Origin of the sequence: Kistimonas scapharcae (assembly GCF_039540975.1) — a bacterium.
Taxonomy (GTDB): domain Bacteria; phylum Pseudomonadota; class Gammaproteobacteria; order Pseudomonadales; family Endozoicomonadaceae; genus Kistimonas; species Kistimonas scapharcae.
Map to the genome: position 1 here is coordinate 1 of NZ_BAABFL010000035.1, position 18,012 is coordinate 18,012.

Sequence of the window (18,012 nt, forward strand, 5' to 3'; positions counted from 1 at the left end):
CAAGTCATAAGTACTATAACCCATAAAATACCGCACAACGCTATGCTGATAGCCGCTTGTCCGTAAAAATTATTTTCATAGACAGATCTGGTGGTTTTTTATTCATTTCGGTTACTTAAACTTACCAAACTACCCGTTTTGACAAAGGTCTTTCGGAAATTACGTAACCTGCTGATATATAAGGAGAAACCAAACTCCCTAGTCGAAATCAAAAGTAGGGGCTTTGCAGAGAACAGAGAGCAGGAAAGGCCAAAAATCAGCTATTCTGTTAGAAATACGTGGAACCGGACGGGGCGAAGGGCTGTNTTGGGTAACGGGGATGTGTTCGTTTTCTCTAAATCCAACCTACCCCTGCGAAATTGGCTGTCTATAGGTGAGCTGGTGTGATTGCCAAGAACCCTAAAAATTTATACGTCTGTCAAACTTCTGACAACTTTAGTCAGAACCAATGCGTTTAAGTGATTTTTTAAATCTACCGGGATTCGTCCTCCTGTGATCAAAGTCCCAAGTTCCATATTATATTCAAGGGCATGCCCTGTGAGATTAGCACTGGTAATGAAAGCAACGGATTCATCAGCAACTGCACACTTAGCGTGTACCGATCCAACCCCACTATTTGGCCGACAGTCGGCAGGCCAATAATATACAGAGGCAGACGGAAGCCTCTTAGCTATTCTTTCACCCGGATCATAGTCAAGGGTGCCCCCCTTTTTCTTTACCGACTCAGTCAATATTGACAAACTAACACCGCGCTCAAGGGCCACCTCTAGATCCATAACTATATCTGTAATATCTGTTATTACGAAAGATACAATAAACAAGGAATCTTGAGCTTTATCTATAACCTCTTTCAATACTGATACAGTTTGCCGCACTGGAACAATAGTTGTTTCAGGCCCAGTCCAGACAAGCTCAACCTTACCATTTGATGTGTCAGAATGGATGCTTGAACAGGCACCAAGAATGATCCCTGCCAACTCCTGTCTTGGAATACTTGTCTCCTCCCATGCTTGCAGTGTGTCTAGCAGGCTCTTCTTTGAGAGACTGCTTGCTTGCCAGCGCCTCGCCACTGAGGTTTTATTTGAAGAGTCTAAGCCTTTAATCAAGTCAGCTAGCTGACGCAACTTTTCAGGATGCGTCAACTTGACCAGAGTGTTTACTGCTTCCAGCAGCTTTTCCAAGAAAATATTCCTCTATACAAAAAATGCAGCGCCTGCACAATCAAGAGTCGCAACCACAAGGGATCGATCCAGATAGCGGTTACCTTTTTCACAGGAAGTTTCCGAAACAAAACCACAGGCATGGCAACACGCAGCATGTAAAGAGCGATCTTTTTCCGGATTATGTTCAGAACAGAGTGGATCAGAAGAGCAAATCCTTGCTCTATAGAGCGCACTCTCCAGAAGTCGTCCCAAGTTTTCTGGTTTACCTAAATCCACCAGTCCCCCAAGTGTTCCATCAGAATCAGCTGCTGCGGTATAAATCAAAATACCAGCCTGCTGTTGATGGCCTTCTGTATCAGCGTAAATCCGCTCTCTGATACTGGCTGCATTGTAACCACACTCCAATGCCATCTCCCTGATCAAAAGATGAGCCAAAGTGTGCAACATAGCATAACGAATACCAGGATAAGCTTCATCTGGATTGAGGTTACGGGCATTTCGCCACCCCCTGTGACCAGACATCAATTTTTTATCAATCTCCTGTACTGCAGCCTTTTTTTCCCATTTCTGTAGTTGATCTTCATTAAAGCGAATGAAGATACCTTCACCATGAACCTCTGTAGCAGGAACCCACTCCGGCGCAGAACGACACAGCTTGGCAACTTCGGGCCTTTCATCCGGATCGGAAGATTGTTCAGGAGCTTCAACACGGGTAAACCCAAGCAAGGCGTTTACTTCCCGCAATCTTTCCAATAGTAAAACAGCAGAAATTTCCTTTGTATAGGCGGTTGGAGGGGAGGTAGGGGTACTCAAAAAATGAGGCCAATCTTTAGGTGGACTGGGGTTTATTAACACATCCCACTCAGGGCCTTTAATATCTGACTCTGATACAGATCCATGCGCTTTCCCCGAAGTAATTTCCTGTAAAGCCGCCCATATTTCCGCATTAGAATATTTTTCAATTCCAATTAAACTGCCGGTTTTCTTCAGCGTTTTTACAATGACGCCAATCTCAGCCTCTGACTCTACATCATCAAAAAAGTTCATCCCATCCTGAAGCAGCTGAATGATAGGGTCTCGCGTCACCGGAATCGCAAGAGCAGACAATGTGACTGGAAACCAGCTATTAGTCGCTCCTAACAAAACCGCTCTGGCATCCTCTGCACAGTCATCCTCAAAAATATTCAGGTGTGCATGGCGACCCCTGCACTTTGGCAGATTTTCTTTACCGGTCTGTCCAAATGCATGTGCCAGCGATCGAGACTTGCCACACTCATCACATTTCACCCATAGATTTTCCGTCTGTAGTGATGCTCCACTTTCAAAAAACCGGAGAGTCCCTTTGCATGAGCTGATACCAGCATGAACAAAATAATGCCAGGGGAAGTCATCTAAATGTCCATCTCTGCATGCCAGAAGAAAACGGGCTGGAACGGCATCAGCATTTGTTGGCTTAGCTTCGCCCTTGGAACCAAAACAGCTTTTATGAACAAAGCGAGTCAGTTCTGGACGATACCGGTTCTCCTTACACTCAAAAAGCCCTCGGTCATACGGCGACAAGAGGCCGCATTTCACGCATCTCAGCCAGCGGGGGAAGGGAATAACAGGGACACCAATATTAGCTTCAGCCGAGTATGCATCCACTTGCTCATTTTTTTGGAATGGTGGCATCCGCAGACTTTCAACCTGAGCCCCCAACTCTTTCCTGACTGCAGCAAGAAGTCTCGCTTCCACGATAGGAGGGCATCGATCTTTATCCCAAAGGTGTATCCCCAGAGTCAGCACTGAAAGACTTGGCAAGTCTATTAGCGCACCGGGTCCATAGGTCCATAAGAGCTGGCTTGGCCTGACATCACCCACCGGAGTTTTTTCACTCATCATCGCTCTCTCCTGAATCAGCCCCATTATCTTTATCAACAGAAGGAGACCAGTCAGGACCTTCAGCCATGGCCTTGGTATTCATAATTAATCGAACCCCGGGTTCAACCTCCCGCATAGACATTGGAACTGTTTTCCACTCCCAGCTTTTAATTCCCGGGCGCTGCAACAAAGCTACTGTGGTGTCTTGTTGCCTCCCTTTTTTCTCATAAGACAAAATCCGACCACCTTCATTTGCCTCCTTACTCCACTTATCAGCTCGATCTTTAAGCATGATCTCAGTCAAATCCCGGGTGTCTTTACTGTCTGTCACATGCCAGGCTCTACCCTTTAACTGTTCTATAGACGTAGTCATTTCCTGCTGATGTGCTTTCTCCAGAGCCTGCGCTCCATCATTCGGATTAAAAAGCGAGTGTTCAAGTCGAATCATACTCAACATGGTGCCGGTTAAGCCACGGTCCAACGCTCTTGGAGAGAAGGGAGTTACAGACTGGGCTTCCACATGCTTATAGAATGTTGCGTGGTAATGTTCGAAAGTTTCGTAATGAGAAAGATCCCGAGGTCGGGCCCAGGTTAATACCGTACAAACCAGGCCAGGCGAAGCACGGCCAACACGGCTGGTTGCCTGAATATATTCGGCTGTTCCTTTTGGCTGTCCATTAACAGCCATCAATCCAAGTCGATTTACGTCGACACCTACCGACAACATATTGGTTGCCAAAACAATATCAACGGCCCGGTCTTCACCTTTAATCCAATTGCTGACATAGCGCCCTGTTGAAAGGTCCAACTCGGCTCTAAACTTTATTTCCAGTTGATCCAGTTTTTTAGGAATATCTTTCCCGGAAACCCGGGATGTAAGCTCATCAGTATTATTGACACTCCGTTGTTCTAAGCCGGGTCTGGCTACCTGACTCATTTGCACACGGTATGAACGAGTTCTTACATCGTCCTCTGCTAACCGCTTCATACCTCCCAACTCTCGGAGCGAGTTGAAATAGCCGACTGTTGTCATATATGGGTCAGCCAGCTGACCAAAGCGGTTAAAAAGCGCCTGTGAAGCAGCCAACAGAGATGTGTATATTCGGATCAACATCGCTGGCCTGGAACTGCCCGGTGAGCAAATCCCTACATAACGCCTTCCGGGGTTAGTTTTTAAAGGTCTCTGAACTGAAAAGAAGTTATCTTCCACATCAAGTCCATGGGGAGGAAAAACAGATACCTGCCTCATAAAGACATTCCGCACCTGCTCTTCAGCTTTGCGGACGGTTGCCGTTGAAGCGATCACTTTTGGACGTATCGCTATACCATCTATATTCAATGAGCACAACTCATCAACGGCAGTTTCATAAAGGCCAACCATCGTCCCCAGCGGCCCACTAATCAAATGAAACTCATCCTGAATGATCAAATCCGGTGGACGTACCGGATCAATATTCTTCACAGTGACAGCAGAAAGGCCATTTTTACTATCAGCCCGATGGTTACCTTTACACATGGAATCAGGCCAAATAAAACCATGCCTTGGACACTCTTGGTTAACTTTCCCAAAGAGCGTCCTGACCTCCCCCCGCCACGCCATCATTGCAAACTTATCAACTGTCGCAATCATCATTGAGGGAGGACGGTGATAAATTTCCTCATCAACCACCAGCACTGGTATACCCGGCTGGACTTCTTTTGATGACTTACCTTTAGAGAAGTCACAACGCCCACGTTTGTCACCACAGAAAATGATGGTCTGATTGGCCGCCTTTTTGACTTCAATATCACGACCAGCAGCGACTTCTGAGCCACACCATGGGCAGCTGGTTAATTGAGCCGGAGAGGATGCAACAAGTTTGTTATCCCGAAAATTCTGAATGGCATCGTGGCTATCTGCCGTTGTATTCGGAGTGACTTTCTTACCTACCCAAAGGCCTATAGTAAAAGGTGTTTTTCCCAGAGAAGCATCACCATCCTTTAGTGCCTTTCTTCGCAACACTTCCATAGCACAAATCAATGTGGTTGCCCTTTGAAACTGTTGGAGAGTCAACAGTCGTAAGGTGTAACGCATAATGACAGACAGTCCCCGACTGCCATCATAACCACCCAAGTCCCCCTGATATCTCCGTATCGCCATGGTAAAAGCAGCAACACCTAAATACGCCTCGGTTTTACCACCACCGGTAGGGAACCATAGGAGGTCTGCATAAGCTTCAACAGGCTTCGTACGATCACTGTGTGTAGGGTCAGCAAGAGAAGGGATTGAAAGAAGAATGAACGCCAGCTGGAATGACCTCCATGAACGGTTCTTTCTTTCATTGAAGAACTCGACAGACTCCTTACTGCCTCTTCTGCGTTCAAGAGCATAAATACCATGGACACGTTGCTTGGCCATGGCTTCATTGGCAAATCGGAATGCTTTCAGAGCCATCTCATTCTCGGCCAACACATCAATACCGGCTATCAGACGCTTTTTAATATCTTCGCAACGATCCAGAGCCAAGTTGGCCTGTTCATCATAACCAGTTACATCGACGCCAATCCGATCACGCTGCTCCCTAATCCAGGATGAATAATCATCCGTTAGCATAGTCAGTGCTGCAATCAGGGTTCCTTTTTCCATAGTTGCCAGTTCTGACATGTCCAGATAGCCATTGGCTAACATCTGCCGCAAAACTGGCCGGTCATTTTCATTCAACCCCGGGGTTTCAGTAACGGGAACCTCGCTTTGAGGCAATACCACGGTTTTAATGGAAACTGCCTTTTCCAGATGATCTTCCCGAACTTCTGCATGCACTGAAACACCATGCCCCACTGCAAACTCCACCTGCTTGCGATAGATCATCTCTAACGCTTCACGTTCCGGGTCTTCCCCATGACTATCCAGCACAGGTCTTCGTCTGAAGATCGCATCACCAGTACCATGAGCAGCACGCACCGATAACTCTGGCTGAAATACCCAGGCTGAATCCCGATTCTGATCAGGTTCGTCTTGAGTGTTAACCATAAACAAGGTAACCAGTCTGTCACCCTTATGGTTTGGTGGACGGATAGAACCCTGAATAACAATAGAGGAGTTTTCTTTATCAATGGACTTCGCAGAAAGCAGACCATCCTTCAGGGGCAGAATAAGTTTGTCACCGCAGGGAATCCGCTTCCATACACGTGCAGGATTGCCTGTTTTACGATCTAAGACTGTTTCACTCTCAGTGCGTTCATAGCGCCCCCACTGAGCTTCTATTTCTAACTCTTTGACATCACCATCCACACAGAAGGTCATACCAAAGCTGGAAGGTACCAGACTGTGATTATTGGATGTATCTATTTCTTCTGCAGGTTCAGCATCGCCATCCACGGAACTTCCTGCTTTTCCAAACTCGGCACCGGGGTCATCATAACCAGTATGAGCTTCAATATCGTCAGGCACTTCGTCACTGGTTTCCGCTTCCAGCTCAAGTCCTTCAACCCCGACTTTACTGACTGCCTGTGGAGCAAACTTGCCTACCAGATAGCGATCACGAACACTCATTTCCGCAATTTCTTCGTGGGGTCCACAGGCAGGGCCCAGCAGGTCATCCATTACTGCCAGTTGCAAAAGTTCCCGAACATAAGCCTGATTCTGAATCAGTGGGATATCTGATGACGTGACACCTGAAAGCTTTGGAAGCCCCTCTGCAAATTGTGTCCAGCCCAAGCGACCAATCCTTGCAGAAGGAAGTACCCATCCTGCTAGAGAGATATCAGGCTTTCCATCAATCTCAAGTAGACGATCAAAGTAAAATGATGTGCATTTTAAATCGGAACGAATACGGTAGACCCTGCCGACTTTCAGGGCTTTGCCCACATTATCAACTACCGCTATGTAGTCATCTTCCTGAACAGCCTGATACTTACTCCGTTCGCCCGATAATGTCAGGATATATTGTCCAAACGAAGGGCTGCCTTCTGGCTGCTCCACTGCCAACCAGGCATTCAAAACACTTGATGTCATCATTATTCTTCTGGCTCCAAAGCTTTAGCTTCTGAGTCATCACTGACCGCTTGCAATTTAGGGGCAATAATTGAGCGTACCACCCACCGTAAGGTGAGCCACCACGCATATACCGTCGCAACAGTGGATGAGCTGTCATCATCCAGGAGGCCATGCGCTACTTCATTACGGAGATTTGCACCATGTGCATTGGCAAAAATGGCCTTGAACTCAAAAAGATAGTCTGGACCAAACAGCTCCTCAGCTTCAGGAAGATCAAGCAAGGTACTAAGACCGTTCTCTGTCTCAATGCCCTCCTTATCAACATGAGTTGTATGAGCTCCAGCTGCTTTCAGGCCGGTTCGAATCATATGTTCAAGCTGGGGGGTTAACAGGTGAATAGCAGTAGAAAAGTCTTTCTCAAAACCAAACCAAAGGGCTTTGGCTGTTAATTCCTTACGCCCTTCTGGAACAAAGGGAGACTGATAACAGGTGATGAGTAGAAAGTCCCTGGTTACGGTGTGCTCCTGCAAAATAATATCAAGAGCTGGCAGTATGCTTCCGCGAACCACAAACTCAATTTCGGTGGAAAAGTTTCTGACTGTCTCAGTCCAAATTGCAGCTTCATTATTATCTGAGTCCCACACATTGAGCCCCGGAGTGCGTGCAACCACTCTACCATCACCGGCCATGTGAGTAGTGCCAAATAAAGCACGGATAGGGGAGTCTCTTAACTGCGCTTCTGCAGCTTCTCTTAACTGACTAACTATGGGTCCCCTATAAAGTCCGGTAAAACAAAGTAACGCTAAATCCAATGCTTCCTTTCCAGCAACGTGTGCCTGGGCTGCCAAAATCACTTCGGATATATCTACAGGAGGAGTTTGTAATAGCCCCATCTCTCCCAGAGATTCCTTTCCAGTTTCTGCCAGACAATGTCGCACTTCACTGATTTTTTGAGCAACACCATAGCTTTCACGGTCTTTTACCGGAATTCGTCTGTATGCCTGTATCGCATTCTCAAAAAAGCTATTGGCTACCATTGCACTTGGGCTATCACCAGATAACCTCTGTTTTGCCTCAGCCACATAGCTCTCTGCAATTGCTAAAAGACAATCATTAGCTGCTGTAAGGTCTTTGATTCTCTTAAAGAATTTATGGGCCAACTCAAAATATTCTCTTGCCCCATGGATGCTCACTCCTTCACCGACTTTCTGACCCAGAGTAAAAAGCCGGTTAGCAATATCCTCAAGCTGATTTTCTGCTAAATGAAGTTCATAAAGCAGCTGACCAATATCTCGGACCAGAAAGTGATATTCCTTATAATCGTTATGGAAGGCCACCAGCAAATCTGTCTCTATCCGATCCAGCTTATCCTTTGTGGATTTGCCAAAAGTCAGTGCCAAGCGAGCTCCACGCTCCCAGTATTTGATAATATAAAGTGCATTAGCTTCAGTAATGGGTTCGCTGGTGTAGCTGTCTATAGCCTTATGTGCATGCCTGATGTTTTTTGGTTTACCCAATAACCAAAGCAGATCTGCCAGACGGGCAGCTATCATCGGATCAGAAACTGAGTCAAGAATCTCGCCAAAAAACTGTATATCTGCTGAAGTGAAAACACTCCACTCATCTGAAGGGTTATCATCGACAAAAACCATAGGCGCAAAAGGCTCATTCCTGGAATCAGGAACCAACCGCATTGAGCAGGCCTTCCCTAGCAGCCACAGAATCTTGGACTTAGCCATATGGCCAGCTTCTGATGCTTCTCTGGCGGCATGACAAAAAGCCTGAGAAAGATAATAGTATTCTTCGCGATCAGCTGAAGAGATAACCTCCTGCCAGCCACTACTATTGAAGTCCGTTGATCCAACCCGAAGGTCTGCAGAATACTGTTCCATGATTACATCTTCGCTCTGAATTTAACCTGATCGCCGCTGCCGACCTGCTCAACATCACCATCAGCCAGCAACTCTTTGATAGCTGAGTCCCACTCTTTTGGATCAGCACCGCAGCCGTTGAGGATGACATCCCTGGAGTACGCCTTTCCTTCGTTATTTTCTAACCAGGCACAGATCTGGTGAATAGCTGTGGAGCCCCACTGGTTTCCCGTAGCCTTTTTGGGTGGCTCTGGATCCGGTTGAAACAACCCCATCTGTGGTGCAGCTTCTTCGGATTTTTTGGCTACTTTGGGTTTGACCGTTTTTTTAGCTGGAGCCTTTTTCCCTTTCGGCTTGGATACTCCTGTGCGCAACTCTTCCTCATGTCGTGATTTGTTCAGCATGGCAAGACGATAAAGTATCTCTTCACGAGCTTTTTCGCTGATGGTATAGCGAAGGTTCTTGCCTTCGGGCAGATAGCCAACCTGATGATAGCCATGGTCTAGATTCAGATCACCCCAGCCATACATAGAGAGCAGTTTATGGTTTAGTTCTGCTTGAAGCTGTCTGAGCGCTTCAATTTCTGAAGAGTCCACTTCGGGGTCATGAAAATCGTTATAGAATTTGGTCATGCCTTTGCTGCAAGCCAACATATAAGCCTTTCGGTCTTCAAAGAACTGTTGCCCAATAGACATTAAAGTGCTGTCTGAGCCAGTTAATACACCTTCAGGAAACGGGAATGTTTCAAATACATCGCCATGAGTGTAACGCAGGTCTTGCTTCATTTTTGATCCATGTTCCCAAGCCCAAACCGCATGTAAATCAGAAGACAAGATACTAAACACCCCGAAACTGTCATTTGCTACGACGCAAAGTGAGTGGGAATATATATATTCATTGGGGACCATGGTAAAACAAGGGTACTTTGTGGCTCCCGTGGCAAATACCATCACCTGATTAAGACGGTGATCATCATTTATCCAGCCCTTGGGGTGATGATCAAAAAGAGAACCTCGTCCAATCAAATGATAAAGTTCAGGCCTTGGCCGAAGATGAAGCCACCACTTCGCTTTTGCCCCTTTATCCTTTTGTTCCAATCTCTCAGGTAAAACATTTACTTGAACTTTAGAGAAAACATCTGGAGAGAACTTTTCTGCTTTATGATCTGACCAATCCCAAAAATTTATTACATAGCGCTCTGGTTCTGCTGTCGGAGAACGGTTAACCTCTTTTCCAATCAAATACGGCAAAAGAATTTTCTTTACCTCTGGATTGTGTTGAATGAACTCAACTGCTTCATCTTTATCAATCGTAAAACCAAGTCCTAAGATAATTGAGCCCTGATAGACAAGGCTAGAATTGCTTTGTAATTTGACTGGACTCCACTGAACTCTCTCTGTCAAGGAATCGGATACTTGCTTAACTTTCCTGCCATTTAGCTGTATATCTCCCTGCCAGTCTGCGGTAGAAACTAAATGTACCCTGCTTGTGACAACATTTGCATTTCCAGGCCATGGTTCATTTGGATATGCTGAGAAAATTTGACCTCCCAAACACAATATTTGCTTAAGACCTATTTCTCTCGTGTCGCCTTCAGCAATCGTGTTTACAGCCAAAAGACCAAAACACCCATTAGATGACAGTATTGAGTATGCTTTCAGGAAAAAGTAGCTAACCAAATCCGCAGAGCCTCTTGTTCCAAACGCAATCTGCTCTACAAGGAAATTACGATACTGAGTACCAGAAACACCTGTAATTTTCTGGCCACCCAGGAAGGGAGGGTTACCAACAATCGCATCAAATCCATTTCGGCCACCAACAAAAACTTCTGGAAACTCCAAATGCCAGTGAAATGGCTTACGCTGAGGCTTTCCAGATGGTAGGTCGGTAGCCAAACCACGCTTTGCCATCTTTTCAAGCTGTTTTAACTGCTGATTATCACCATTGAGTACTTCACCCGCATAAATGGAGAGAATGGCTGTATCTGGCGTTTTACCTCCATTTTTAATGGTTTCACCGATTAAGGCATCCGCGACCAACTCTGGCAACCTTAATTTTTCTTTGGCCTGAGCATCCAGATGCGCCATCACCTCAACATCTTTGATGTCTCGAATAGGCTGTAAGCGTAGGGCTTTCCGTAATTCAATCGCTTCATGAACGGCCTGCTCAATCTTCTGAGCAAACAACTGCCGTTGACCATTAGCCGTGTCCATATTGAGGTAGAGCAACTGATCCAGATTCTGGATGCCCAGCAAGCTATCGCCATGTCGCAGGTTGTGATCCAGAAAACCAAATGGGCGACCCTTTGCCAGCGTAATTAACCAGATGGAGAGCTTTGCCAGTTCAACCGCCAGCGGGTTCATATCAACACCGTAAAGACAGCGCTCAGCAATTAACCTGCGGGCAGTCAACAGCCTTTCTTCTGCTTGTGCTGAAAGTGGCTCTTTTTTGCCAAGTGCATCCAATACGTCACCTTCAGCAGAAATAGCTCTACCTGATTTCTCAGCCAATTCCCAGGCTTCAACCAAACGCTCGGATAACCAACGGCAGACTTGTACCAGAAAAGCACCAGAGCCCATGGCAAGGTCACAAATTTTTAGATCCAGCAGTTCTGCAGCGGGTTTAAGCACCCAGTCTTGCCGCTCTTTACCCTCGGCTGGCCCAATATAAGCCACAGGCTCCAGTGTTTCTTTGACAATGGCTTCGGTCAGAGACTTGGGCGTGTAGTGGGAACCGGTTTCTCTGCGGTCAGCCCCCATGGCGACCATATAGGCACCTTTGGGGTAGACCAGCGGATATCCCCAGCGGTCGGTTTGAAGCAAATGAAAAACAGGAAGTAACCTGTCCCTTAGCTGTTCATCGCCATTACAGGCGGTCAGCAACTTATCTGAAGAGGTTTCATCACCGCTTTTTGCCAGATCATTACGAACACGGTTGATAGAACTTCCCGTCCGCTCCTGCAATAGAGATTCAAATCTTTTTTGCCCATCAAGATGCGCTGACTCTAATTCTCCCAACGTTATCCAAGGTTTTTTTGCACTTCTGGTTGCATCCAGTTCAAGGGTGACATCAGTCGCTTTTTTTACTGTTCTTTCAAGAAGACCTTCATAAACATAACCGATCTGTTCAACATCCAATGCCCGGTATGACAGTGATCGCCCCTGAAACAGCTGTATGGAGTCCAGCAACAGCAGAACGGTTCGGTTATCAATAGGTAATGGCTTTGCAGGATCGGTTTTCCAATAGGAGCCTTTCGCCCTTCCTTCCAGAAAAGGAAAGCGATCCGGGTCAAATAATGAGCCACCCAGTGCTGGCATTCGCATACCTTCATGCTCAACACCGCCATAAACTGCTCTGAAAATCGCCAGTAACCGGGACCAGCCATCCAGACGGCGCTCAAGGACCTCATCGGAGACTTCTCTCAGCTGCATTCGCAAAGTGGATACTGCATAGTGCGCTTCAAATCGCTCATCCCCCAGCAGAAGCAACTCACGTTCTTCAGCACACAACAAAAAGACCAGCCGCATCATGACGGTCAACCCTGCTTCGTAAAGTTCAGCGGGTTGAACATCTCTCAGTAATTCACGGTTTCTGTCCTGATCGGCCCGATCCAGAGACTGAACCAGCACCTCTACTGCCCGGCGGACTTGCTCACCCAAGGCGTCAGTGACTTCATCCTGATGCTTGAGAGACTCATCCAGTAGCGCAGGCAGCTGTTCTGACTCATCGACAAAAAAGCGCCTGATACCAAGCAGTGCAATAAATGCCTGAAGAGTTACCGGCTCCTGCTGCCAGATTCGGCCATACCAACTGGCAAACGTGGTGACCGCACCCACTGGAGCATCTATGAGCAACCATTGCTCACCATTGGTTAATAATGCAAGGCGAACACCTGTTGCACGACATAGCTGAACCATTCTTTCGGTAGCGGATGCCATCCAACCATCGCCCTTGGTCGGAGCTTGCAGGTCATAACCCGGAGCATATGTTTGCACCAGTAACATGCACTGATTGGTTTGGTCATTCACTAAGCCAAAATCCGGTTTTAGTGTAATGTCATATTCCGGCAAAGTATGGCTAAGCTCAGTTGGCAGATCATCACCAGCTACCAGTGAATTTTCGTCTTCGTCGAACCATTCAAGAATGTCTCCCAGAACCAGGTTGATCCATGCCCCATGAATCTCTGCGAGATCAACATCATCACTTTCCTGAACTTCCAGCCATTCCTCATAGGCTTGATTGAGCTTTTTCTTCTTGGCTGGCTCAAGCTTATCAAGATCCTGGGGAAAGGCCTTTTTTAATACCGGCACAGCCAGAAATGGCCCGGAGATATCCAGCAGAGAGAGCCACTCGGCATGTTGATTAAAATCACTCATGGTTTTATCTCGCTACTGTTTATCTCGAAAGCAATGATTCTGGCACCATGAAAATAATGGCGACCGGGAATGTTCTGTGGGTAAGGCCAGCAAACCGTTGCTCTATTGCAGCCACTTCCAGTGCCTTTTCTTCAGGAATTTTGGCCAAGCGGGCTTCTAGCGCAGCATTATCTTTCCGTAGCTGTGTTTTCTCATCTTCAGAGAACAACGAAAACTGCTCAGGATCGTCATCTTTTTTCAGCTCAGCTTTAATTGCGCGTTCCAGCTCATCCAGCACTGCTGTGATATTTTTTATTTCTCTTTTCTTCAGATTTGTAAGAGTCCCCTCTAATCCCTTCAAACGCTCACGGGATCGAGCTTCATAAGCTTGAATGATAGAGCCTTCATTCTTTTTAAAGCGTTCTTTCAGGGCTGACAAGACTAAGTCCGGAACCGAAGCAGGTCTGGCATTTGTATTCCAGGCATCAATGACACCCACACCACGTTCTCTTGCGAACCGATCATCTTTGATATAACCACCTGAGAAGGTAAGTTCCTCATGTAATCTATGATGGTTCCCTCCAGTCACAACAAGTCTGGATACCACCATAACGGCTGGCGAATTTAACTGGTCATCAGGAATTGAGCGAACAGCAACCCGGTGCAGTTTTTTTACATCCTCATGCGCCCAAACCTCAGCCCGGAGCAAGCGCAATGACATTTGCACCAGTCGATGATTCAAATGGACCAGCACAACATCATCTCGACCTTTGGCTACAGCGTGATCAAATGTAATGGGGCGTATTATCCCAGTGTGAGGATGACGAAGGCCCTCCCAGCATTTGGCCCATGACCCTGACAGCTGTGGCATTTTATAGATACTGCCATCAGGCGTGTTTGGTAGAGTGGCAGGCGTTAAAGCTGATTTATCCGCCAGAGCCAAAGCCGTCTTCACAGTTTCTGCAATACGCTCAGGCGTCATATGAAAGTCGTTCTGAGTCTCCAGGATTTTTGCATGCAGGTTGGCAATCTTTTCTTTAAGCTGGCGCTCCGACTTGATCAGCTTTTGACTCTGCTCAGCCTTTTTTTCTACCACCCGGGTATCCAGATCCTGCCGTTTGCCGAGCATGGCCTCTTCAATTTGCTGCTCAATTACCGGGCCCACACTGCCTAACATCTGCCGCATTGCATCAATCTTTCTGACCGCTCGCATCAGAAACTCAGACTGCCCCTCTAGTTTGTTGACGTTGATGTTACGGTTCACATTATCTTTATCGAATTGGCTATCTACCGGATGCCAGATATGAACTTCAGAGTGACGCTGGCCATGTCGATCTATACGGCCATTGCGCTGCTCCATGACATTAGGATTCCATGGGATCTCAACATGGACCAGATAGCGACAGTGGTTTTGTAAGTCGATACCTTCCGATGCAGCATCCGTTGCCAGAAGGATTCTTACAGGGGAAACTTCAGGATCAGCCTGAAAGGCTGCTTTGATTTTCTCTCTCTCATCATGATCCATGCTGCCATGGATGATATTTAACCGATCACCTCCAAGATCACGGCTACTGAGTAGCTGGTGCAGCCATTGATGGGTCGTGCGATATTCTGTGAAAAGAATGACTCGTTCGTTATTCCACTCACCATCTGTTTTTAGATGAGAATCAACCCAATCCAGAATAGCATTTGCCTTGGCGTCTACCCGGTTGCGCATATCTTGCGCCCAATGACGCATTTCAGACACCAAAAGCTTCTGTTCAGCTGTCAGAGGTAAGGCTCGTTTACCAACCTCTTCTACAACTTCTTCCTGGGCGGCTTCATATTCTTCATCGTCAGAAAAATCCTCCTGTGCTTTCTGGATTCGTTTTTTCAAGATACGCTCATCCAGTGTATTTCGCTCGGTGCGGTCGGTTTTACCTTCAATGGTCTGTATGTGCTTTTCCAGTGTGGAAGCAAAGGCAGCAGGGGAGGAGAACAGGCGCTTTTTCAGCAGTTTATGAATAAACTCAGTTCCACTGATTGAGCCATTTTCTCTGGCAGCTTTCGTACGGCTATCGCAATACGCCTTAAGCGTGGAATGAATGTCCCTTTCACTACTGGAATAGGCTACTTCGAGTGCATGCAGCTTTCTGACGGGGTAAACCCTGTTCCCATCAGCATCTACGATGTCTGTTTTTAACCGCCGGACCATAACCTGAGCTAACTGCTCTTCATCCGGTTCAATGGTGCGGGCGAACCTTTGATCATCCAGTAGCTCTAAAAGAGAGGTGAAGGATTCTGTATAGCCATTGTGCGGCGTTGCACTGAGAAAAAGCCGGTGCTGAAAGTGAGGTGCAATGTTTCGGATGTAACGAGTTCTTTGACTCTCCATTGCGTAATGAGTTGAGCTTGCAGGCGCTATGTGGTGAGCCTCATCAACCACAAGAATATCGAATTTCCTGGGGTATTCTGCATGAGGAGGCAGAATATCTTTCATTGTTCTCAGGCCTTCTCCTGACTTGGCCCAATGCATGGAGGTTATCAGTCTGGGGAAAGACGTCCATGGGTTAGCATGAATTCCAAGCTTTCGGCGGATGTCTCTGACATAGTTACTGTCGACAATTTTAAATTCCAAACCGAACTTTTCCTGCATTTCCACTCGCCACTTTTCCTGGAGAGAGGCGGGACAAACCACCAGAACCGTTCGTGCTCGATGTCGCAGCAGCAGTTCTTGAATAACCAGGCCCGCTTCAATGGTTTTACCCAGTCCTACATCGTCAGCTATCAGCAGGTTGGCTCGGGCCATTTCAATGGCCCTGACTAATGGATCCAGCTGGAAGTCTTCAATGCTGACCCCACTTCTGAATGGAGCCTGAAGAAAGTTGCGATCTGCATTGGTAGCAGCCCCCCAACGAACTGCATCAAGAAAAGCCTCTAATTTTTCAGGGTCGTCAAACCCGGTTATTTCCGGAAGGCCTGCCTTTTCAATAATGTGAGCACCTGGCTCTATCTCCCAAATGACCTCAAGCTCATCACCAACAGCATCCTCTTCAATAGAGCTCAGCAAAACCATGTGTTGAATTTGACCAGGGAGTTCATGCATTTCAGATGCGTTGACATCTGCAACTAGCCACTGACGTCGGCGCACTTCTACAAGTTGACCAGGCTCAGGCCTGCCATAGGTATTTATTTGATCTACCATGATTTTTCCAAGGGAATGCTCGAAGGGAGTGGGTTATTGGTTGGAGAAAAAGAGATGAAAAGTCTATTTTTTAGACACACTACCGTCCAAGAATCTCAGTAGTCACTTTTGCATAAAGCGTACTTCTGACGGCGTATTTCCAACAGCCTAACACTTGAATTCAAAACAGAAAGAAAACGATCGGCATATTGATTAGAATCTGCCGATCGCCTACCAGATCGCAAGAGTTAAAGTAAGATTATCTTCGGAGAGGTTCCTTCAAACAACCGTTTATCGCGACATAATGACCTTTCATACCTAATACAGTGCTACTCCAAACCTCACCACTGATTGGTAGTGTATTTCTTGTGCTAACACATCAATGCAGGAGCATGAACTAACCCAACTTCTGTCTAACTTGATCGTATTGGTACTAGTCACGAATGTTCAGCCGCAAGCGGCTTTGGGCACTGTGAAGCATATGATTGACATATTTGACTGCTTGTCAGGCAAACATGCTCAATCAGAGTCTTCCCAATGGCTCGACCTAGCGTAACCGGTACTGCATTCCCAATTAAACGTCCAACAGCTTTCATATGCACTGGACTATCAGGGTGCACAAATTCATATTCAGGTGGAAAGCTTTGAAATATTGCTGCTTCTCGTAGAGATATTGCTCTATCTTGCTGTGGATGACCAAATCTTCCATTTCCAAAGCCAAAACACTGAGTTGTCATCGTAGGAGCAGGCTCATCCCAGCTCATACGACCATAAACACTTCGGTATGTTCTACCTCTTTCGCTCTGGTGACAATTTGCAATCAACTCCGGATCCCAGTCTTTCCACGACCCTCCAGGCACTGATTGACGAATTCGCCTTAGATTAAGTTCTGATAATCTTGAACATACATGAAGACGATCTCGCGAGTTTTGCTCACCTGCTTTGAGTGGAGGCAAATCTCCTATTACATCTCTCACTGTCCTAAAGGAAGCCACATTGTGAGTAGGCTCTGGAACTCTTATTTCACCCAACCTAGATGCCATAAGCACCATACGTTGACGAGATTGTGGCAATCCAAACAGACGACAATCCATTACTTGGTAATGAACATGGTAACCTCTCTTTCGAAGGTCTCCCACAAAGTCATCAAATACGCTGTGCCGTACAACTTCGGGTACATTCTCCATAGTTATCAGATCTGGCTGTAATGCCTTGACCAGCTTAGAGAAATGATACAGTAATCCCCACTTCCCATCTTGAGACAAGTCTCTTCCCTGACTGTATTTTGAAAATGGTTGACAAGGAGCACACCCAGCCAAAAGACGGACTCTTCCATTATCATACATGGCACGTAATTCGTCAGGATGCACATCCTCAATGTTTGCTTCTATAAATCGAATTCTATTATTTTTTTCATACGGGTAGCGACAAGCTGGATCACAATCCACACCTCCCAAGACATTGATCCCTGCGTCCAGTAACCCTCTTGTCAAACCACCAGCCCCACAGAACAGATCTATCGCATCTATTTCGTGCACCATCCACGCATCCATAAGTTCATAATGACAAAATTATACCCCTTCCTGCATCTAACATCGAGACAGGGTATAACGAATCCCTTAAA

The 18,012-nt window shown here is 46.5% G+C and carries 7 protein-coding genes; all 7 read right to left on the reverse strand.

Features of this window, described 5'->3' with window-relative positions:
• Window positions 1–407: 407 nt before the first annotated feature.
• Window positions 408–1,181 (reverse strand): DISARM system phospholipase D-like protein DrmC, encoded by a 774-nt coding sequence (gene drmC, locus ABD892_RS02400; RefSeq protein WP_345193455.1) that lies wholly within the window; start codon window positions 1,179–1,181, stop codon window positions 408–410.
• Between the two features lie 12 nt (window positions 1,182–1,193).
• The gene (gene drmB / locus ABD892_RS02405; RefSeq protein ID WP_345193457.1) at window positions 1,194–3,044 is read right to left on the reverse strand and encodes a DrmB family protein; all 1,851 of its coding nucleotides are present in this window, start codon (window positions 3,042–3,044) and stop codon (window positions 1,194–1,196) included.
• Window positions 3,034–7,020 carry a DISARM system helicase DrmA gene (gene drmA / locus ABD892_RS02410; RefSeq protein WP_345193459.1) on the reverse strand — a complete coding sequence of 1,329 codons (3,987 nt, stop codon included), beginning with the start codon at window positions 7,018–7,020 and terminating at the stop codon, window positions 3,034–3,036. Before drmA ends, drmB begins: the two co-directional genes overlap by 11 nt.
• Complete coding sequence (locus ABD892_RS02415; protein ID WP_345193461.1) at window positions 7,020–8,891, reverse strand: DUF4209 domain-containing protein; 1,872 nt, start codon at window positions 8,889–8,891, stop codon at window positions 7,020–7,022. The genes drmA and ABD892_RS02415 overlap by 1 nt, the downstream gene beginning before the upstream one ends.
• A 2-nt stretch (window positions 8,892–8,893) precedes the next feature.
• On the reverse strand, window positions 8,894–13,246 hold the full coding sequence (locus ABD892_RS02420; protein ID WP_345193463.1) for an Eco57I restriction-modification methylase domain-containing protein: 4,353 nt from the start codon (window positions 13,244–13,246) through the stop codon (window positions 8,894–8,896).
• A gap of 19 nt (window positions 13,247–13,265) precedes the next feature.
• Entirely contained in the window at window positions 13,266–16,409 is a 3,144-nt protein-coding gene (gene drmD, locus ABD892_RS02425; protein WP_345193465.1) for a DISARM system SNF2-like helicase DrmD, read from the reverse strand.
• A gap of 416 nt (window positions 16,410–16,825) precedes the next feature.
• Window positions 16,826–17,941: a DNA cytosine methyltransferase gene (locus ABD892_RS02430; RefSeq protein ID WP_345193467.1), complete on the reverse strand. Its 1,116-nt coding sequence runs from the start codon at window positions 17,939–17,941 to the stop codon at window positions 16,826–16,828.
• Window positions 17,942–18,012 lie beyond the last annotated feature (71 nt).

Coding starts and splice junctions, on each gene's coding strand:
- drmB (WP_345193457.1), bottom strand. CDS start 3,044: ATGATGAGTGAAAAAACTCCGGTGGGTGATGTCAGGCCAAGCCAGCTC.
- drmA (WP_345193459.1), bottom strand. CDS start 7,020: ATGATGACATCAAGTGTTTTGAATGCCTGGTTGGCAGTGGAGCAGCCA.
- ABD892_RS02415 (WP_345193461.1), bottom strand. CDS start 8,891: ATGGAACAGTATTCTGCAGACCTTCGGGTTGGATCAACGGACTTCAAT.
- ABD892_RS02420 (WP_345193463.1), bottom strand. CDS start 13,246: ATGAGTGATTTTAATCAACATGCCGAGTGGCTCTCTCTGCTGGATATC.
- drmD (WP_345193465.1), bottom strand. CDS start 16,409: ATGGTAGATCAAATAAATACCTATGGCAGGCCTGAGCCTGGTCAACTT.
- ABD892_RS02430 (WP_345193467.1), bottom strand. CDS start 17,941: ATGGATGCGTGGATGGTGCACGAAATAGATGCGATAGATCTGTTCTGT.